This window comes from Pedobacter sp. SAFR-022, from assembly GCF_051965375.1.
Classification (GTDB): domain Bacteria; phylum Bacteroidota; class Bacteroidia; order Sphingobacteriales; family Sphingobacteriaceae; genus Pedobacter.
In genome coordinates this window covers 221,972-241,309 of sequence record NZ_JBQCME010000003.1, presented here as the reverse complement: position 1 = coordinate 241,309, position 19,338 = coordinate 221,972, and the positions used below count along the sequence as shown (strand labels likewise).

General features: G+C 46.3%; 21 protein-coding genes and 1 riboswitch. Of the genes, 16 read left to right on the top strand and 5 right to left on the bottom strand.

Features of this window, described 5'->3' with window-relative positions:
• Positions 1-114: 114 nt before the first annotated feature.
• From ACTHQF_RS09460 to thiD, 7 genes are all read left to right on the top strand, one after another.
• Positions 115-1,197 (top strand): FUSC family protein, encoded by a 1,083-nt coding sequence (locus tag ACTHQF_RS09460; RefSeq protein WP_440429921.1) that lies wholly within the window; start codon positions 115-117, stop codon positions 1,195-1,197.
• 51 nt (positions 1,198-1,248) lie between these two features.
• Positions 1,249-1,340, top strand: a riboswitch (TPP riboswitch).
• Between the two features lie 60 nt (positions 1,341-1,400).
• A complete protein-coding gene (gene thiS, locus ACTHQF_RS09455) occupies positions 1,401-1,604 on the top strand; it encodes a sulfur carrier protein ThiS (RefSeq protein ID WP_440429920.1) in 204 nt (67 codons plus the stop codon).
• 13 nt (positions 1,605-1,617) lie between these two features.
• Entirely contained in the window at positions 1,618-2,238 is a 621-nt protein-coding gene (locus ACTHQF_RS09450; RefSeq protein WP_440429918.1) for a thiamine phosphate synthase, read from the top strand.
• Complete coding sequence (locus ACTHQF_RS09445) at positions 2,231-2,878, top strand: thiamine phosphate synthase (RefSeq protein ID WP_440429917.1); 648 nt, start codon at positions 2,231-2,233, stop codon at positions 2,876-2,878. The genes ACTHQF_RS09450 and ACTHQF_RS09445 overlap by 8 nt, the downstream gene beginning before the upstream one ends.
• A 2-nt stretch (positions 2,879-2,880) precedes the next feature.
• Complete coding sequence (locus tag ACTHQF_RS09440) at positions 2,881-3,648, top strand: thiazole synthase (protein WP_440430183.1); 768 nt, start codon at positions 2,881-2,883, stop codon at positions 3,646-3,648.
• Positions 3,641-4,756, top strand: coding sequence for a 2-iminoacetate synthase ThiH (gene thiH, locus ACTHQF_RS09435; RefSeq protein ID WP_440429916.1), 1,116 nt, complete (start codon positions 3,641-3,643; stop codon positions 4,754-4,756). Before ACTHQF_RS09440 ends, thiH begins: the two co-directional genes overlap by 8 nt.
• Entirely contained in the window at positions 4,753-5,607 is an 855-nt protein-coding gene (gene thiD, locus ACTHQF_RS09430; protein WP_440429915.1) for a bifunctional hydroxymethylpyrimidine kinase/phosphomethylpyrimidine kinase, read from the top strand. Before thiH ends, thiD begins: the two co-directional genes overlap by 4 nt.
• A gap of 51 nt (positions 5,608-5,658) precedes the next feature.
• Here thiD and ACTHQF_RS09425 read toward each other — a convergent pair whose 3' ends face one another.
• Complete coding sequence (locus ACTHQF_RS09425; RefSeq protein ID WP_440429913.1) at positions 5,659-6,228, bottom strand: hypothetical protein; 570 nt, start codon at positions 6,226-6,228, stop codon at positions 5,659-5,661.
• Positions 6,229-6,539: 311 nt separating this feature from the next.
• Between ACTHQF_RS09425 and ACTHQF_RS09420 the strand changes: the two genes are divergently transcribed.
• From ACTHQF_RS09420 to ACTHQF_RS09395, 6 genes are all read left to right on the top strand, one after another.
• The gene (locus ACTHQF_RS09420) at positions 6,540-7,394 is read left to right on the top strand and encodes an ATP-grasp fold amidoligase family protein (protein ID WP_440429912.1); all 855 of its coding nucleotides are present in this window, start codon (positions 6,540-6,542) and stop codon (positions 7,392-7,394) included.
• Positions 7,395-7,476: 82 nt separating this feature from the next.
• Complete coding sequence (gene gntA, locus ACTHQF_RS09415; RefSeq protein WP_440429910.1) at positions 7,477-8,235, top strand: guanitoxin biosynthesis heme-dependent pre-guanitoxin N-hydroxylase GntA; 759 nt, start codon at positions 7,477-7,479, stop codon at positions 8,233-8,235.
• A 20-nt stretch (positions 8,236-8,255) separates the two neighbouring features.
• The gene (locus ACTHQF_RS09410) at positions 8,256-8,843 is read left to right on the top strand and encodes a DUF1989 domain-containing protein (RefSeq protein WP_440429908.1); all 588 of its coding nucleotides are present in this window, start codon (positions 8,256-8,258) and stop codon (positions 8,841-8,843) included.
• The gene (locus ACTHQF_RS09405; protein WP_440429907.1) at positions 8,834-9,817 is read left to right on the top strand and encodes a glycosyltransferase; all 984 of its coding nucleotides are present in this window, start codon (positions 8,834-8,836) and stop codon (positions 9,815-9,817) included. The genes ACTHQF_RS09410 and ACTHQF_RS09405 overlap by 10 nt, the downstream gene beginning before the upstream one ends.
• A gap of 64 nt (positions 9,818-9,881) precedes the next feature.
• Positions 9,882-10,085, top strand: a complete 204-nt coding sequence (locus tag ACTHQF_RS09400) for a hypothetical protein (protein ID WP_440429905.1) — start codon at positions 9,882-9,884, stop codon at positions 10,083-10,085.
• A 60-nt stretch (positions 10,086-10,145) separates the two neighbouring features.
• On the top strand, positions 10,146-10,532 hold the full coding sequence (locus ACTHQF_RS09395) for an acyl-CoA thioesterase (RefSeq protein ID WP_440429903.1): 387 nt from the start codon (positions 10,146-10,148) through the stop codon (positions 10,530-10,532).
• An 18-nt stretch (positions 10,533-10,550) separates the two neighbouring features.
• On the opposite strand, the gene ACTHQF_RS09390 is transcribed toward ACTHQF_RS09395, so the two are convergent.
• The 3 genes from ACTHQF_RS09390 to ACTHQF_RS09380 all read right to left on the bottom strand — a co-directional run bounded on the left by ACTHQF_RS09390 (position 10,551) and on the right by ACTHQF_RS09380 (position 14,577).
• Entirely contained in the window at positions 10,551-11,588 is a 1,038-nt protein-coding gene (locus tag ACTHQF_RS09390) for an MBL fold metallo-hydrolase (protein WP_440429901.1), read from the bottom strand.
• A 47-nt stretch (positions 11,589-11,635) separates the two neighbouring features.
• A complete protein-coding gene (locus ACTHQF_RS09385; RefSeq protein WP_440429899.1) occupies positions 11,636-12,292 on the bottom strand; it encodes an NAD(P)H-binding protein in 657 nt (218 codons plus the stop codon).
• 80 nt (positions 12,293-12,372) lie between these two features.
• The gene (locus tag ACTHQF_RS09380; protein ID WP_440429897.1) at positions 12,373-14,577 is read right to left on the bottom strand and encodes an SDR family oxidoreductase; all 2,205 of its coding nucleotides are present in this window, start codon (positions 14,575-14,577) and stop codon (positions 12,373-12,375) included.
• 217 nt (positions 14,578-14,794) lie between these two features.
• On the opposite strand from ACTHQF_RS09380, the gene ACTHQF_RS09375 reads away from it, so the two are divergent.
• Both ACTHQF_RS09375 and ACTHQF_RS09370 read left to right on the top strand, forming a co-directional pair.
• Positions 14,795-15,076, top strand: a complete 282-nt coding sequence (locus ACTHQF_RS09375; RefSeq protein WP_440429896.1) for a hypothetical protein — start codon at positions 14,795-14,797, stop codon at positions 15,074-15,076.
• 95 nt (positions 15,077-15,171) lie between these two features.
• Positions 15,172-15,792, top strand: a complete 621-nt coding sequence (locus ACTHQF_RS09370) for a TetR/AcrR family transcriptional regulator (RefSeq protein WP_440429894.1) — start codon at positions 15,172-15,174, stop codon at positions 15,790-15,792.
• Here ACTHQF_RS09370 and ACTHQF_RS09365 read toward each other — a convergent pair.
• Positions 15,769-16,773: an alpha/beta fold hydrolase gene (locus ACTHQF_RS09365; RefSeq protein ID WP_440429892.1), complete on the bottom strand. Its 1,005-nt coding sequence runs from the start codon at positions 16,771-16,773 to the stop codon at positions 15,769-15,771. The genes ACTHQF_RS09370 and ACTHQF_RS09365 overlap by 24 nt on opposite strands.
• 92 nt (positions 16,774-16,865) lie before the next feature.
• Here ACTHQF_RS09365 and ACTHQF_RS09360 point away from each other — a divergent pair, with 92 nt between their 5' ends.
• Entirely contained in the window at positions 16,866-19,334 is a 2,469-nt protein-coding gene (locus ACTHQF_RS09360) for a bifunctional UDP-N-acetylmuramoyl-tripeptide:D-alanyl-D-alanine ligase/alanine racemase (RefSeq protein ID WP_440429890.1), read from the top strand.
• Positions 19,335-19,338: the final 4 nt, after the last annotated feature.

Here is a 19,338-nt window from a genome sequence, read left to right as displayed (position 1 = left end):
CTGGTTAGCAGACGAATCTACCAATTGTAACAGATTTTTACAATTCCGCGGCCCGCAATCGGCGCCATTGGGTCAGCATAGCTGTTTTTAGGAGAACAATTGTATTTTTGCGGCATGGCCGATACCCTAAATAACATCATCAAGCGAGAACTTAAGCTGCTTTTCCAGTTGAAAAAGACAGAGCGTTTGTGGCATGTTCCGGTGTTAGCGTCATTGTGTGTCGGTCTTCCCTTGCTTGCAGGTTATCTGTTAGGTCATCTTGAATATGGCATCGTGTCTTGTCTTGGTGGATTGGTCATTCTGTATTTACCGCCGACAAATTTCCGGCATCGCCGAAGTACCATGTTGTTCAGTTCTCTGGGCTTCATCCTGAGCTATTCACTTGGTTTGGTGTTCAGCTTCAATCCGATATTGTCATCGATCATGATGGCGGTGTTTGCCTTTTTTGTAAACTGGGTTACAAACATCTTCAAGCTTGGCCCTCCGGGAAATTTCTTCTTCATCATGATTGCCGCCATGGCTAGTTGCCAGCCCTTTGACCTGGAGGCCATTCCGGTTAAAGCAGGCTTGTTGGCCCTGGGTGTTCTTTTTGCCTGTGCACTAGCGTTACTGTACAGCCTGTATATGACCGCTAAATACAAGGATAAGCTTCAGTCGGTTATTCCAGGAAAGAAAAACACCATTATAATAGCTGAGTCAGTCACCATTGGTGCATTTACAGGACTTTCCTTGTTTGTGCCACACCTGCTCGATTTCCATAACCCATATTGGGTGCCGATCTCGTCGTTGGCCATCATGCAGGGCGTGAGTCTGACTCATGTATGGCAAAGAAGTTTTCACCGCATGCTGGGTACGGTTGTAGGGCTTGGGCTTACCTGGGTGTTATTGAGGTTCGATATGCAGCCGTTATCCGTATGTGTAAGTATCCTGATCCTGCAATTCATTATTGAGATGCTGATCGTGCGCCATTATGCCTTAGCCTGTATATTCATTACGCCGCTTACGATCTTTCTGGCCGACATCGGAAGCCTGTTTACTGTTGATTCGGATCTGTTGATTTCGGCGAGGTTCACAGATATTGCTGTTGGTAGTCTGATTGGCGGGGTAGGTGGATGGCTCTTACACCATCAGCAGTTGAAAGCGAAGGCAGACCGGCATATGCGCATTGCTAAGGTGCTTGTTCGTAGAAGACGGTAATCGTCAATTTTTTATTACGATCCATTTTAAGAATTTTTTATTTATACATTTATAAAACTTTAGGGGTGTCCGATAGGACTGAGATAATACCCTTTGAACCTGATGCAGTTCGTACTGCCGAAGGGAAAAGTGATGGAAACACGTATGCGTGTAGCCTTTCTTTCCTCCTGCGGGACCATTCCTAAAGTATAATGCTATACAAGATGGAAGTAACCGTAAATCAAGAAACTTTAGAGATCCAGGAAAACTGCAGTATCGCAACTTTGTTGGACCTGTTGCCACATTTACCTGTCAAGGGTATTGCTGTAGCCATTAATCAACAGCTGATTACCAGATCCGAATGGTCCGGGCGCAAGCTGGTCCAGGGTGACAAGGTCATGATTATCAAGGCAACCCAAGGCGGCTGATATGGAGCTGATCGTGATATCGAGTCCTGAATTCCTGCAGGGCGAGGCGAGGGTGATCAATGAACTTTTTGCTGCGGGTATGAAACGTTTTCACTTGCGTAAGCCCAATGCAAGCGTCGCGAAATTGATTGAGCTGATCAGTGCTATTGATCCGGGCTATAGGTCTGAAGTGGTGCTACATCAGCAGCACGAGCTTGCCGATGGTTTTTCAATGCATAGAAGACATTATCCCGAAGCTTTACGCCTGATACAAGGAGAGCTACTGGAAGCGCAGAAGCGACGTGGCATGGGTTTGAGTACCTCCATTCACAAGCTAGAACATGCGTGTACGCTGTCCGTCTTTGATTACGTCTTTTTTAGTCCCGTATTTAACAGCATATCTAAACTCGGATACCATGGGACACTTTCTCCTGAGTTCCGGCTATCAAAATCGGAAGCCACTCCCGCAATCATTGCATTGGGCGGAGTGGATTACGACAAAATTCCCCTGGTAATGAAGATGAACTTTGATGGCGTTGCCGTCTTAGGCGCCATATGGAATAAACCCGGTTCCCCTGTGGAGCATTTTTTACGCATCCAAGACTGTATTCATAAACAATTAGAAAACCCGGTACTAAACTTAGGACATGATTGATAGACTACATTACATATCTCAACCTGATGGTGTGGGAGATCACCTGCCAGCCATCAAAAAGGCACTTGCTGCAGGCTGCAAGTGGATACAGCTGCGAATTAAAGATCGCGAGACTGCATTTATGCTGGAGCAGGCTTTTGCAGCCAAAGCGCTTTGTGATGCAAATGGTGCTAAGCTGATTGTTAACGATCATCCGGATGTTGCACTGGCGGTAGCTGCCTATGGTTTACATCTTGGTTTGTCGGACATGCCGATCGTTGCTGCCCGGGGTATTGTTGGTCCGGAAATGATTATCGGCGGTACGGCAAACACCTTTGAGCATGTGGTACAGCGGGTAAGTGATGGCGCAGACTATGTTGGACTCGGCCCATTCCGCTTTACCTCAACCAAGAAGAACCTCAGCCCCATATTGGGAATGCCTGGATACACAACGATAATGAAGCAGTTGCAAGAGTCAGCAATTGATATTCCCGTAATCGCTATTGGTGGCTTGATTGCCGGGGACATTCCCGCACTCCTGGAAATTGGCTTGTACGGCGTGGCCATATCGGCGGCGATAACATGCTCCGATACGCCAGAAGTTGTAGTTTCCTCGCTTAGGCAGGCATTAAACCAAAACTTGAATCCTTTAAATCGATAATGATGTTAAAAATTGCAGATAAAACCTTTAGTTCAAGATTGTTCAGCGGAACCGGCAAGTTTAATGATGCCGCCATTATGGAGGAAGCGCTAATTGCTTCCGGTTCAGAGCTGGTTACCGTTGCGCTCAAGCGCCTGAACTTGAACAATGCCGATCAGGATGATTTGATGCTGCGGCTGAATGCCCCGCATATAAACTTGTTACCAAATACCTCTGGTGTACGTAATGCGCGGGAAGCGGTGTTCGCCGCGGAGCTGGCTCGTGAAGCACTCGAAACAAACTGGATCAAGCTGGAGATACATCCTGATCCGAAATACCTGATGCCCGACGCGGTCGAAACGCTGAAAGCCACGGCAGAACTGGTGAAATTAGGGTTTGTCGTACTTCCTTACATCCATGCGGACCCGGTGTTGTGTAAGCGATTGGAAGAAGTGGGCAGCGCTGCGGTGATGCCCCTTGGCTCGCCCATCGGCAGCAACAAGGGTTTGCGAACTATTGATTTCCTGGAGATCATTATCGACCAAAGCAATGTGCCTGTGGTGGTTGATGCCGGCATTGGTGCACCTTCTGATGCTGCGAAAGCCATGGAAATCGGTGCAGATGCGGTATTGGTAAATACCGCTATTGCCGTTTCCGCAAATCCCATGCAGATGGCCGTAGCCTTCAAGCTGGCTGTTGAAGCCGGAAGGATGGCCTATGAAGCGCGGCTTGCACCTTTAGTTACACATGCGGTTGCCAGCAGCCCCTTAACTTCTTTTCTGGATGAATAGTTTTGTCGACCTATTTGAACGCTATAGCTGGGCTGAGGTAAAAGCCAGCATCTATAGCAAGACTGTTGTGGACGTGCAGGCTGCTTTGCAGGCAAAGAAACGTACACTGGAGGATTTCATGGCGCTGATCTCACCAGCAGCTGCGCCCTTTCTGGAACAAATGGCACAACAAAGCCGTGAGTTAACCTTGAAGCGCTTCGGCAAGGTTATTCAGATGTATGTGCCACTATACCTTTCCAATGAGTGTAATAATATCTGCACTTATTGCGGCTTCAGCTATGACAATAAGGTCAAGCGAAAAACCCTCAACGCTATTGAAATCATGCAGGAAGTTGCACGTATCAAAGAGATGGGGTATGACCATGTGCTGCTGGTTACCGGTGAACACCATCTGAAAGTTGATGTTGCTTATTTTCAAAGTGTGCTGCAGCTCATCCGGCCGCATTTTGCACATATCGCCATGGAAGTGCAGCCCTTAGATCAGCAGGATTATGAGACCTTAAAACCATTCGGTTTAAATACGGTGCTGGTCTATCAGGAGACGTATCATAAGGAAGATTATAAAAAACATCACCCCAAAGGGAAAAAGTCGAACTTTAACTATCGACTGGAAACACCCGACAGGATCGGTTCCGCAGGTATACATAAGATCGGTTTAGGTGTTTTGATTGGGCTGGAAGACTGGCGCACGGATTCTTTCTTTACAGCTCTGCACTTGAATTACCTGGAAAAGAGATACTGGCAGAGTAAGTACAGCATTTCCTTTCCAAGGTTGAGACCTTTTAGTGGCGGGCTGGAGCCTAAGGTAGAGATGAGTGATACGGAACTGGTGCAGCTTATTTGTGCATATCGCCTTTTTAATGAGGAACTTGAGCTTTCTATCTCCACCAGGGAATCAGAACACTTCCGGAACAATGTGCTTAAACTTGGGATCACTTCTGTGAGTGCAGGCTCGAAAACGAATCCCGGCGGCTATGTGGTTGACCCGCAATCATTGGAGCAGTTTGAAATCTCCGATGAACGCAGTCCACAGGAAATTGCGACCATGATCCGGGCCCAGGGGTATGAAGCGGTATGGAAGGATTGGGATAATTGTTTGATGTCATGACGCCAGAGAGGGAATTAAGATACCGATATCCTAGTGTACTGACTATTGCAGGTTCGGATAGTGGTGGTGGAGCAGGTATTCAAGCCGACTTGAAGAGCTTTGCTGCGCTGGGCTGTTATGGTACTTCCGCGATCACAGCGGTGACGGTTCAGAACACCTTGGGTGTGCATGGCATTCACAGCATTCCACCAGAAATTGTAGCGGCCCAGATTCGAGCGGTCATGGACGACATTAAACCTGCGGCGGTGAAGGTCGGTATGGTACACACGCCAGAACTGGCAAACATAATCAACGAGACCCTAAAGAACTATACCGGTGTACCGATGATCTTCGATCCGGTCATGGTTTCGACCAGCGGGCACAAGTTGATCTTAGATGAAACGATCGCGGCCTTGAAAGCTGGATTGATTGTTTCCGCAGATTTACTTACACCTAACCTGGATGAAGCGGCCTTGCTTTGTGGCATACCCATATCTTCCTTAGCAGAGATGCTTGAAGCTGCAGAACTCCTTGTTGGGATGGGATGCAAGGCAGTGCTTTTGAAAGGTGGTCATCTTACTGGTCCGGTGATTCAGGACGTATATGTTACTTCAAAAGGGATAAGATCTGTATTTGAAGCGCCCTACATCGAAACACGCAATACGCATGGAACGGGTTGTACGCTTTCCGCTGCAATTGCCGCACAACTCGCACTCGGCGACTCCATGATCCCAGCCATTGAAAAAGCAAAAAACTACCTGAGTTTAGCGCTTGAACAAGGTAAGGACGTCCATACCGGTGAAGGCTCCGGTCCGCTAAACCATTTTTTTGAGCCAAAGCGCCAAGCTAAGCTGGTCATAGATAGGGCATAAAAAAGGGGTACGACAAAGCCGTACCCCGATTATCTAATTTGATGTTGGGTATTACATAGGAGGGATGGTTCCGGTTCCGGTAGTTCCACCAGTTGTACCCGATCCAGTTGTTCCACCGGTTGTACCTGAACCTGTAGTTCCGCCAGTTGTACCGGTTGTGCCAGTAGTTCCGGTAGTACCCATAGTACCGGTGCCAGTAGTACCTGTTGTTTTACCAGGTTTTACTTTTCCTTTTCTTTCAGTTGGAGGTGTGGTTGTACCAGTGGTTCCGGTAGTACCTGTACCTGTACCAGTAGTTCCTGTTCCAGTTCCGATTGTACCAGTTCCAGTACCTGTGGTTCCGGTACCTGTACCTATCGTACCGCTAGATGTTCCAGTACCTGTCGTTCCGGTGCCTGTGCCAATTGTTCCAGTTCCGGTGCCAGTGGTTCCAGTTCCTGTACCAATTGTACCAGTCCCTGTACCAGTTGTTCCTGTTCCAATACCAGTTGTTCCGGTAGTTCCAGTACCTGTACCTGTTGTACCAGTACCTGTTCCGCTAGTCCCTGTTGTTCCCGTCTGTGCAACTGCATAGTTCATTGCTAGTGCAATTATTGCGGTCGAAAAAATTACTCTTTTCATAAGATTTCAATTTAAGTTTTTAATAGGTGATTGCCATAACTACAATTTGGAGGGCCAGAGGTTTCCTGTTTTGAATTTTTGGGTACTTATCCAGCTACAAAGCGTGTAAGCCGTTGTAAGTAAACCCATGATGCGGTGCGGAATACGTAAATGTGAAGGATTTCTAATCTTCAGTGTGCTGTATTTTAGCATCTTTTAGGTATTCTCTACCTGATTTGCGGTTTTGTGAAACCAACATCAAAGCTCCCTGTTTTTAGCCCGTGCTCAAATCAGAGCACTACATAATTTATGCACTCGGAATGGTTAGTTCAATGTTAGGAACAATAAGAAGGGTTTTCAAACAGCAGGATGAATTTAGTAAGCGGATCAAGCACCGGCATCGTGCTTTTTGGAGCCCTGAAAATGCGGAAGATATTAGAAATACGATTATGGATGCCGAGGACTCCATGGAGCGTTGGCAAAGGGAAGAATATTGGCAGCGTAAACTCAGCAACAAATATAACGCGAAGCAGTTCGCATTGAAATTGGGCTGTGAGGTTGCTGATCTCTATTGGAATGGACGAGACGTAGAAACAATAGATTTCAGTCAATTCCCGGAACAATACGTGATACGTCCCACTATCGGGCATTCTTCTGGCAATGTTTTTATCATGGATAAGGGGTACAATCTGTTTGATAACCTGTATTATGAAAATGAAGACATACGTAGGTTGTTGGCGTCGAAGTTAGCAGAAAGCCCCAGACTTGAATTTCTGATTGAGGAATTCCTGCAGGAAGAACCAGGTAAATACAAAGTTCTCAACGACTATAAGTTCTTTTGTTTCAACGGGGAGATTGCAAGTTGTCAACTGATCAACAGGCTTGGGCCAAAGGCGGGCTTCGGAAGTTTTTACGATGAACACTGGAACCCTATGGAAGCTGTTCACCCGGGTTATACCCTTGTAGCGCCTAAAACCAGACCTGAATGTCTGGAAGAAATGGTACAGCAGGTAAAGGTTATAAGCAGGGCTTACAAGATCTTTTGCCGCATCGATTTTTACGCAACAACCAAGGGCGCGGTCTTTGGAGAGTTTACGCCAACACCCGGCATGGGAGAGGGTTACAGCAAATTTGGGCAGCGGTTATTGTTTCGCTACTGGGATAAATACTGTGCAGGTCTAGTATAAACCGGCTAAACAAAAGTAAAAGGAAAGCTGTTCTTCTATTTCTTAATCATTAGGAATAAGCCAGTTAAACATTTGAAGCAATATGGATATTCAGATCAAACAAAGTGAGACCTACTTTCTACCCGATCAGATTTCGGAGGACGTGCATTCCAGGGCATGGAAAGTAAACCAGGAGTTCATCAGAAAAGTTGATACTACAGAATACCCTTGTGTAGGTGCTAAAGCTGCTTTTAACACCAAACAATACCGTTTAGGTATTTACGGCAATATGGCTGCTGAAGACAGTACCCAGGCGCTTGCGAACGATCTGAAATTGTACATTGAAGACTCCCTGGGCAAAGACTGCAACTATATGTCCATGATTGCCGTGTTTGAGGACAGGGTGGATTCAGAGCTGGAGTTTGAAAAAAAGCTCTGGCAGCAGCTGCAGAAGTTGCATGATGCAGATACCGATGCAGACTGGGACCCATCCGTCAGCAGCGATCCGGCAGATAAAAACTTCAGCTTCAGCTTCAACGGATATGCCTTTTTCGTCGTAGGCTTACATCCTCAGGCAAGCCGTCGTGCAAGGCGATTTGGCTTCACTGCCATGGCTTTCAACCTGCATAAACAATTCGAGGCACTTCGTGAATCTGGTGTTTACGAAAAGATGAAAAATACCATCCGCAGCCGGGAGAAGAACTATGACGGCGGTATTAACCCCATGCTTAAGGACCATGGTCAAGGACTTGAAGCGCCGCAATATAGCGGTAGGGAAGTTGATGAAAGCTGGAAGTGTCCGTTCCTAAGTCGTAGCATGGATCTTTCGGATCTTGATCTGAGTTCAAATTCACATAAGTAGTAGCAGCGTAACCAATATATATGATAGAAACCATACAAAAACAAACAGGAGCGGCTTTCAAGCTCAATGCAGGCGATCGACTTAAAGTTATTGATCCCCAAGGTGAACAGGTTAGTGACATGGTCCTTTTTAATGCAAGGGATAAGCGGGAGAAAATATCTTCAGGAAAGACCCTCGACTTTGAAAATACCATATTGATCACTAAGGGGCACCACCTTTGGAGCAATCGCAGTCAGAAAATGATGGAGATACTGGATGACACGAACGGCAGGAATGATTTCTTACTGGCACCTTGCAGTCCGGAAACCTTTCAGATCCTGTATGACAATCCTGAATATCATCCGAGTTGTTTCGAGAACTTGTATACTAATCTTGCAGCCTACGGCATTGAACCGGACGACATACCCACCGCTTTTAACATTTTCATGAATGTGCAGTTTAGTGCTGACGGTACCTTGTCCGTTGATCCGCCGCAAAGCAAAGCGGGTGATTATCTCTTGTTTGAGGCGAAGATGGACCTGATCGTAGGCCTTACGGCTTGTTCAGCGGAACAATCTAATAACTGGTCGTTTAAACCCATCCAATACGAAATTATAAGATGCGCCTAAGTTACATTTTACCAATTAAGTGGGATGCAGGGCAGGATACCCACGAACTTACAGGATACCTGGAAAGCATAGCAGATCAGGTGGAACTGATTGTGGTGGACGGTTCGAATCCTGCGAATTTCCTGCTGCACAAAGAAGCTTGGGGAAGCTACGGAAAACATATTCCACCTGCTCCGGATTTCCAGTTCGTTAATGGAAAGGTAAATGGCGTAATGACGGGGCTGCGGGTAGCACAACATGAAAAGGTAATTATTGCTGATGATGACGTACGGTATACGCCGGAGCAGCTTCGCCAGGTGGCAGCATTGCTGGAAGATGTACAGCTGGTTGTGCCGCAGAACTACTTCTCGCCGAGTCCCTGGCATGCACAGTGGGATACTGCACGTACGCTGTTGAACCGGGCCTTACACCACGATTATCCTGGTACACTTGCAGTGCAAAGGGACTTCATCAACCATCTTGGAGGTTACGACGGGAACGTACTTTTTGAAAATCTGGAGTTGATGCGGACCGTTAAAGCTGGCTACGGCAAAGTACTATACAAACCGGACCTCTATATTGAGCGCTTGCCACCATCAGACAAGCACTTCTGGTCGCAACGCGTTCGGCAGGCATATGATGATTACGCGCAGCCCTTGAAGTTATCATTCTTTTTTACACTGATCCCGGCTTTGATAACCTCTGCTTTTGTATCACCGCTGATGCCTTTAGGTTTGCTCGCCTTGTCTGTTCCCGTAGCGGAGGCAGGCCGGCGCATGCACGGTGGGGCGAAATATTTTCCCGCTGCTTGCGCTTTCTATGCTCCATGCTGGTTACTGGAGCGGGGATTATGCACATGGTTGGCGATGTTTGCTAAGCTTCGATATGGCGGTGTAAGGTACAACAATAGGATCATCAGTATTGCTGCTAATCCGATCTGGAAGTTACGATCTAAACTTAACGCAAGCCGTATCGTAAATACAGCAAGTGTATAGATAAGATCACCAACAATTAATGTTCTGCTTAAATTAACTTCATTTTGCAGTGATAATTTTAAGCATGAAAATTATTTGTCGTAAACACGAGGGACTTATTGATGTCCCGGGACCAAATGAGTTGAAAAGCCTCAACTTCAGGTTCAATGCTTATATTTTTAATTGCCCGGTATGCAATCATCAGCTTGTGATCAACAGGATTCAAAAGGATATTATCATAGAGAAAAGTAGGCCGAAAGCAAAGATTGCCCTGGCTTCTGGCTGGTAAATGCATCATAAATGTTACTTTTGCGGAAATACCAGTACAAACTGATAATAAACAAGAGGCATGACAATTGAAGAGCGCATAAACGGATCAGAGACCAGAATTTTTAAAGCTGTATTTCCAAACACCACCAACCATTATGATACCCTATTTGGCGGAACAGCCATGCACATGATGGATGAGGTTGCTTTTATCACGGCTACGAGATTCAGCAGGCAAATTATGGTTACCGTTAGCAGCGATAAGATTGATTTCAAAAGGCCGATTCCTGCAGGTACGATTGTCGAACTTATTGGCAGGGTGGTACACATCGGAAATACAAGTCTAAAGGTAGCTGTAGAAATATATATTGAGCAGATGTATTCGGAGGGCCGGGAACTTGCGATTCAGGGCAACTTTACTTTTGTCGCTATAGATGAATTTAAGCAGCCTGTTAGTGTGATCAAATAAGGATAACTCCTAGTGCTGCTATTCCGGTTCCCACCAATGTTTAAATTGCTGTGCTGGATCTTTCAATAGTACCTTTTCACCGATCATGGGTGTGACAAGTGTTAGGTTTAAGGCTTTATTGAGGGTGGTGATTCGTCTAAGTGGTTCATTCCAGGCGTGATTCGCCATTGCAAATTTCGCGCTGTGCACAGGGAGAATCCTTTTGGCCTTCAGGTCTTCTCCAGCTTTCAGCACCTCATCCGGCAGCATATGAATGTACTTCCATTTTAGATCATACTGCCCATTTTCCAGGATGGCAAGGTCAACTTCTCCGAACTGCTTACCAATCTGAGCGAAGTGTGTATCGTAACCGCTATCACCGCCGATATAAAATTTCATTGATGGCGTTTTTAACAATACAGACATCCATAAAGTATTATTCCTGACGAGGCCTCGTCCAGAAAAATGCCGCGCAGGTTTGATGTAAGCTTTAAATCCATCTCTAAGATCCACTTCTTCATCCCAGTCCTTTTCAAGGATGCAGTCAGGTTTGAAACCCCACTTTTCCAGATAGCGACCAACACCTAAACCGCAGATTACCATTGCAGTTTGTGAGGGAAGCTGTACCAGGGTCGGATAGTCGGCATGGTCATAATGATCATGCGTAATGATGAGGTAGTCGATGTGGGGAAGATCCTGAACCTTGTAATTGTCAGAGCCGTTGAAGGAAGTATTGCTTCCTCTTAGTGGCGAAGCATTTCCACTGAATACCGGATCAACCAGAAACTTTTTACCGTCAATTTGCATGAAATACGAGGAGTGCCCGAACCAGACCAAAATGTCTTCTGCAGGATTAAGTTCAAGTAAGTCGGTCTTTACAGAAGGCAGCGGTCTTGAAGGTCTTCTGTCATTCACCGTTTTGAAGAAAAACTCATAGAGTACTTTGAAATAGCCGTACCCTTCGGTTAATGCGGGCGTGAGATTCAGGTTCTGGAATTTGCCGTTCCTAAAGTTTTTAGAGCTATGTATCCTTTCTTTGCGCAGCTTTTTGGAGATCTCGCTGGTCGTTTCTTTCATATAATCGTGCAGAAAATTATGGCCCTAAGTTATTAATAGTTTCCGCTTTAGGCTTGATCTGCAAGATCAAAAACTTCTGTCAGGGTATAGTTGTTCAGGCCCGGTTTTGCTTGTAGTCCCGCATTACGCAAAGCAGCAGCAACGGTTTCTCCACTTATAGGTCGGTATTGCTTAAACAGTCCGATGGCATTGATGGCCTTCAAGGCTTTGTAGGCCATGTTTTCTCCAAAACGTTCTTCCTTGCGCGTGCCATGCAGCAGTCCCGGGCGAATGATGTTTACGCTTTTAAAAGGCAGCGTTTTGACATCACGCTCCAGTTCACCTTTCATTCTGGAATAGAAAATACTAGCCTTGGGGTTGGCGCCTGCAGCAGAAACAAGCACAAGTGTCGGGATCTGGTTTTTTGCAGCGGCCTGTGCAAAGCTGTACTGATAAGTATAGTCGATTTTATACTGGTTGTCCTGGCTTCCGGCCTGTTTGATGGTGCTTCCTAATGCCGAAAAGAGGATGTCGCCCTGCACCAGATGCATCCAGGATTCGGGTTTGTCGAAATCAATGATATGCTCTTCAAGTTTGTTGTCTTGTATTTGCAGGGATCTACGTACAAAGACAATGATCCTGGAAAAGCGATCATCATGAAGTAATAGTTGGACCAGATTGTTACCGACCATACCTGTTGCTCCTATGATGACCGCTGTTTTCATAATCTTGCTTTTGCAGCTAATTACAAACCAGCAAGCATTTTTGTTTCGTTCGCGTTATGTTTGCGGGTACGGGCTTGCAATTAACCAGCTCTTCTCTGATAAGTATAACTGTTATCCATGCGTTCGATACAACGTTGCAGCGCGTCATCGAGCGATGGCATCCGTACACCTTTTTCACTAATCAAAGCGCTATACCGCGGTCGTACTGCCGTTAGACCCATCTCCTTCAAAGGAATGGATTCAATAAAGCTACCATCGAGCTCGGCGACCGCTGCTACTTTCTCCGCCAGGCCAGCCCAGGTAATTACGCCCACATTGGTCAGGTGGAAAATGCCACGCTCATGATCCAGTAACATGTTCAACGACTCCTGAATTAGATCCGGCAGGTAGGTGGCTGAGATGAAGACATCATTTGCCGCCTTAAATCGCTGCCGCTCAGTCAATGCTTTTAAGACATGGAACACAAAGTTTTGTTCGTCCCATGGCCCAAAAAAGCTACTCGTACGGATGATTAAAGCGTCTGGGTTTAGTTCATGAATTTTCTTTTCTGCTTTAACCTTGCTTTTTCCATAGCTGCTTAGTGGTGCCGGGCGATCGCTTTCCACATAGGGTGTCGACTTTTTTCCATCAAATACCTGATCCGAAGAGAAGGTTAGGAACCTGATGTGCCTCTTAGCACAAAGATCAGCGAGGATTACCGGGCCTTTGAAGTTGGATTTCAGGCAGTCTTTTACTTCCGATTCGGCGGTGTCGATGTTCGCGTATCCGGCAGCATTGATGATTGCCCATGGGTTGAGTTGATCGATCATCTGTTCTACTTTTGCAGGATCTGCGATATCCAGCTCTGACCTGCTTAATACCACATGGTGAATGTTTCTTTCTTCGGCAATCTCACGAACGGCATTGCCCAGGGTGCCGTTTTTGCCGATGATGACCAGTGGCCTACAGCATTGTGCTTCTTTGGTCGGTTTAGGAAGGCTCATGATTCTTTTGCCGACGGGTATTTTGTGAAGGTCGCGTTTCCACCAACCTTCACCGGTAAGTACCGGATGCTCGAAGCTTCCCTGTTTGCTGAGCTCCTGAATAAGTCGCGCCATTGCAGTAGGGCGGGGTTCACCAGCGCTGAGGCTAAAAACGCCGGGTTCATATTCACCCCAGGGCTCGGTACAAAGCCGGTTCCAGCCATGCAAGCCAAACAATGCCCATGCCGTAAGTGCCCTGATGTCGACACCATCATCCCTGAGCTGGTTCAGTGTCAGCCACATATCATAGAACCAGCGCATCTGATCCTCCCGGGGGCTGTAAAGATGACATTCGGTAATCGCCAGCGGCAGCTGAAGACGTTCCCAAGCCTCTTTAATCACATGGTAAGGGCCAGATTCTTCGTCCATTTTGACCAGCGCCGTATGTACATCGGCATATTGGTGTTTACCATTTCCCCCATGGTAATGCTCCGGATACTTCTGCAGATCTTCGTCAAGAAAACGTTCCGATGTAAGATAGTAGTTGAAACCACAAATATCCGGTGGATAGTTGTTTTCCAGAAAGTAATACAGCTCTTCTTCTTTAATTCCTACTTTAATCATGTATTTCCACATCATCTTATCGGGACTAAGTTTCCCGGATAAGAGTTCATAGGATACCCAGCGTCTTTCATTCTCAAATTTCGCCTGATATTGTAGTAATGTTGTACTGTGGCACTTCCCAAGATCATCGGTCTGAATCAGCTTCGCATTTGGATTCACTTCCTTTATGGCTTTCATTGCCATCACTGTAGCTTTGCATTCCGCTAGCAGAACCTTAAAAAAATCATAGTCACTGCTTTTGTGTGGGTACCAGTGGCCATAGAGCCCGCAGAACCTGGCGGTTGTAAGTGGTTCATTCACGGGTGTGTAGTACTCCAGCCATGGGAATTGTTTTGCAACCTGCACTGCATATGCTGCAAGTCCTTTCTCAAAGCTGCCGTCATAGAAGTTCACGTATTTGGGTCCGCTTCCGTGATGAACCAGGCCTGCGATGGGGGTGACTCCAAGTTCCCTCAAGCGGTTTAGATAACGTTCACTCCTGGACCAGTCGATGATGGTATCTGGTTCGGGCTGGTGTTTTTCCCAGATCACGGGATAGCGTAGCTTGGTAATCCCCAGCGAGGCGAGATGATCCAGGTCGCTTATCCGGTTGTAGTGCCCTGAATATTCCAGTTGATCAAAATAGCTGTCGTGTACACGGTTGATGGTGCATTCGATGCCACCCCATAGTTCGAGTTTGTCTTTCTTGTTCAGTTCCATAGTCTCTATTCTAATTGCAAGCGCGTGTTTTTTGTAAAATGGTTACAACACTGGTCAAAAAACAAGCATGGCGGCATTTTTCAGTAGAAAAGAACAATTCAGGTATCGGTGGACGATGATTACGGGGCAATCAGGTATACACAGGAACATAAACGTAGTTTTACCCATGTCGTTGAATTTGCTGAAACAAACAAGTGCCGGATCAGCTTATTAGGACATGGAACCATTTAGAACACAATTTATGATGAGCGGTGTGCGTACTTACGTGACCGTAGAACCGTTGGAGGCTGGTCGTTTTGGGTGTACACTGAACCTGGTTGAGTTTTTTGACGCTGATGAAGTACCTGTGGATAGTCACGACTTTGATTTTGTGCTGAGTAGAAATGGCGAACAAAATTGGCGTACGGAGGGTGCAGCTAAAGTGAACATGACTCAGAAAGATCTGGACCGGTTGGGTGCAGCGATCTTGCAGAACTCGTCTGCAAGTACTATGCAATAGATTTTATATCAGTACAGTTGCCCAGGGATTGGCAGGTTTCCAAAATTATTTGATATTTTGCGTGGGTTAGGTGAACCAAATTGGGTTAATTTATAATGATGGAACTAAATGCCAAGAAAATTCATTTGCTGGAGCATGCAGAAAAGCTATTCTCTGAGAATGGATATGCAGAAACTTCGATACGAGATATAGCAAAGCTAGCATCCGTAAATTCCGCAATGATATCTTACTACTTCGGATCAAAAGAGAAGCTGGTGAAGGCTATTCTCGACTACCGGACGACAAATCTGGATGAACTGCTTCCCCAGCTACAGGCTAAAAGTTCCAGTAACCTGGAACACATCTTAGCGCTCACCGACTTCTATATAGACAAGGTCTTTGAACAAAAGAATTTCTATAAATTGTTATATCAGCTTCAGGCGAGTGACGCTCAGGCTTCTTTGATCCAACACTTCAACAATTTGCGGCACCGGAACCACGATCTGCTGAAATCCGTATTTGAAGCTGGCGCCGCTGCCGGCGAATTCAACCCCGATATTGATGTCTCTTTAATCACCAGCACCTTCACTGGTACAATCAACCACATTGTATTTAACCAAGCATATTACCGTGAGGTAAATGACTTGAAGAAGTTGCCAGATGAGAAGTTTGAAGCGCTACTAAAGGAACGCGCTAAAAAGCATATGGGGAAGTTAATCACCGCGATGATCAAGTAACCCCGGAGACTCCAGGAAATTATTGACCATCACGTTCAGTTCTACAGCGTGTTCCATTAAGCTAAGGTGGCCACTATCTACCTGTTGATGTGTACCAAGTTTGATTGCCTTGGCGAGGTAGCTGCCCGCGGCTGGAACCAGGATCGGATCATGATCTGCGCTGATGATCAGTGCAGGCACGTTGATTTTCTCGAGTTCAGCGGTAGCATCAAAATCCAAAATACCAAGAAATGCATCAGCTATGCCTTCCGGCGGATTTATGGCGGCAATCCGGGTCATAAAGCGGAGTTGTGAGGCTGTTTGCTCCCCTGAAAATAAGAGGTAACGGTAAGACAGCAGGCTCAATCCGTTTAAGTAGTTAAGCATGCTGATCAAACGGAAGAGCACCGGGTGTCGCTTCGCGAAAGCCAGGTAGGATCGCAAGAACGGATGTTCTATCGAAAGTAGTGTTTTCGGGAATTTAGTGGTTTTGAAAGGGTGGCTGTAGCCAGAATGTTGTAAGATAATGCCTTTTACATTTGCCCTGCCTGGACCACCGGCATATTTCATCGTTACCATTCCACCCATGCTGTGGCCGTAAACTACCGGATTTTTGATGCCAAGCATCTCCATCATCTCTGCGAGATCATTTGCAAGTACTTCTGTCGCTAATGATTTTCCCAAGGGTGATTTTCCATGCCCAGGGGTGTCGATAAACACCAGTTTGTATTTGGTTCTGAAGTAAGCTCGTTGATAGTACCACTGCAGTCCACTGGCATTCAGGCCATGCAGAAAGACGATGGCTTGGGCATCCTGAGGACCATCCAGTTCGACGTAGTAGATATTACCACTGCTGCAGCTTAGGTGTCCGCGGCTTCGCGAGGGCAATATCCCAGGTTTTCTAACTTTGCGGTGCGAAGATAATAACCAGGAGATTGGGTATCTTCCAAATGCCATAAACAAGCCTAGTGCCAGTAACTTCCATTGATTCTTTGCCGTCATACCAGATAAATAATTCCAAAATTTGATAATGCAATAAAGTCGTGCCAAACTCTTTCCTACCTTAGTGAAGGTTTTCATTTGCCGGTTTTACATTGAATAAAGAACAATATACCCTACAACAAATCGCAGAGATTCTGCAGGTGCAAGCTGCGACCCTTCTCACTGAAGATCAAATTGATCATCTGGTGATTGATAGCCGCCGGTTGGTAGACCCGGACACTTCGCTGTTTTTCGCATTAAGCGGCCAGCGCGATGGACACCAGTTTATCTCCGACGCCTATGTAAACGGAATTCGAAGTTTTGTCATCAGTGATCCGTCTTGGATGCATCGATATGATGACGCGAGTTTTTTACTCGTGCCGGATGTGCTTCAGGCACTGCAGCAACTCGTGGCGCACAAACGCGCCCGGTACGAGCTTAAGATCATTGGTGTTACTGGTAGCAACGGTAAAACGATCGTGAAAGATTGGCTGTACCAGTTGCTTGCTAATGACTTCAATGTTGTAAAAAGTCCGAAAAGCTTTAATTCTCAGATCGGCGTAGCGTTATCCTTATGGGAGATTGACCAGACGTATAATCTTGGGATATTCGAAGCTGGAATTTCCAAGCCCGGTGAGATGGCGCGACTGCAAATGATGATTCAGCCGTCCATTGGTGTACTAACCAACATCGGGGAGGCACATGCGGAGGGATTTTCATCGGTGGAGGAGAAGTTGAGTGAAAAGCTGAAACTGTTTAAAGATGCTTCGTTGGTGATCTATAGCCCGGCCTATACCTTGGGTATGCCTGAGGAAAGCTTGCCAGGAATGCAGAAATTTAGCTGGAGTTTTAGCGAAGCCGCCGACTTGCAGGTGCTGGATAAACAGTTCAGTGCCGGAAGAACACATTTGACGGTACTGGTACAAGGGCGCAAGCTGGAATGCAGTTTGCCTTTCATTGACCAGGCCTCGATTGAGAATGCAGTGATCTGCTGGTCTACTTTGGTTGCGATGGGCTATGATGCTGAATCATTGATCCATAAGTTGGAGTCGCTGACGGTACTTAGCATGCGACTGGAACTGAAAAACGGTATCAACCAATGTTCCATCATTGACGATTCGTATAGTGCTGATATTTCCTCGCTTGCCATTGCATTAGACTTTTTGAACCTGCAGAACCAGCATCCGCGGAAGACCCTGATATTATCAGACCTGTTGGAAACCGGAAAAAGTAAAGCAACGCTCTACCAGGAAATTGGCGAACTGCTTCGGCAAAAGCAGCTGAGCCGCTTGATCGGCATTGGCGAATCCATTTCCACTTTCAGGGATCTTCTTCCTCCGGAGGCTAAATACTACCCGAATACGGATGCTTTTATAGACGATTTTCAAAACCTGCAGTTCCATAATGAAAGCATTCTGGTGAAAGGTGCGCGGGTGTTTGAGTTTGAGCGCATCAGTAAACTGCTTACACAAAAAATTCATGATACCGTATTGGAGATAGACCTGAGTGCGCTGGCCAGCAATCTGAAGTTTTATCGTTCCAAGCTGAAACCTGGCGTGAAGGTTATGGCGATGGTTAAGGCTTTTTCCTACGGGAGTGGTAGTTTTGAGATCGCCAATGTGCTGCAGTACCACAAAGTGGATTATCTAGCCGTGGCTTATACCGATGAGGGGATTGCCCTGCGTAAAGCCGGCATCTCCTTGCCAATCATGGTCATGAGCCCGGAGCCTTCTGCCTTTGAGGCAATAAAACGTTATCGCCTGGAGCCGGAGATTTACAGCTTGCAGATCCTGAAAGCATTCCATAGCTTTCTTGATGATGCAGATGCCTCAGGAGAAGCTTTCCCGATACACCTGAAAATAGATACCGGAATGCATCGTCTTGGCTTTGAAGCCGAGGATATCGACGCATTGCTGCAGGAACTAAAAACGGCAAAGCGCATTAAGGTAAATAGCATATTCTCCCATCTGGTGGCAAGCGACGATGCCATACATGATGATTTTACCAAAGGACAATTGGAAAGCTTTAAGGTAATTGCCTCCCGCATTTCAGATACGCTGGGTTATGCGCCGCTAAAACACATATCCAACACTTCAGGGATTTCCAGAATGCCGGAAGCTCACCTGGATATGGTACGTGTCGGCATTGGACTGTATGGCTTTGACGCTGCCTTAAAGCATAATCATGGCTTACAGACTGTTGCCCGGCTTAAAACGACCGTTACGCAGCTACGCAAGGTTAAAGCGAATGAATCCGTCGGTTATAGCAGGCGCGGTGTGATGGTGGAGGATGGCTGTATTGCCACCGTTAAGATTGGCTATGCCGATGGTTATAGCCGTATGTTTGGCAATGGGGTTGGACGTATGCTCGTACAGGGCAAGGCGGTGCCAACCATAGGATCTATTTGTATGGATATGTGCATGTTGGACGTCACCGGGCTGGATGTAAAAACCGGGGATGAGGTGGTTGTTTTTGATGATCAGCTAACGATTGAAATGCTCGCGAAGCAGATCCAAACCATCCCATATGAGATCCTGACAAATATTTCTCAAAGAGTAAAGCGAGTGTATTTTTATGAGTAGTTTT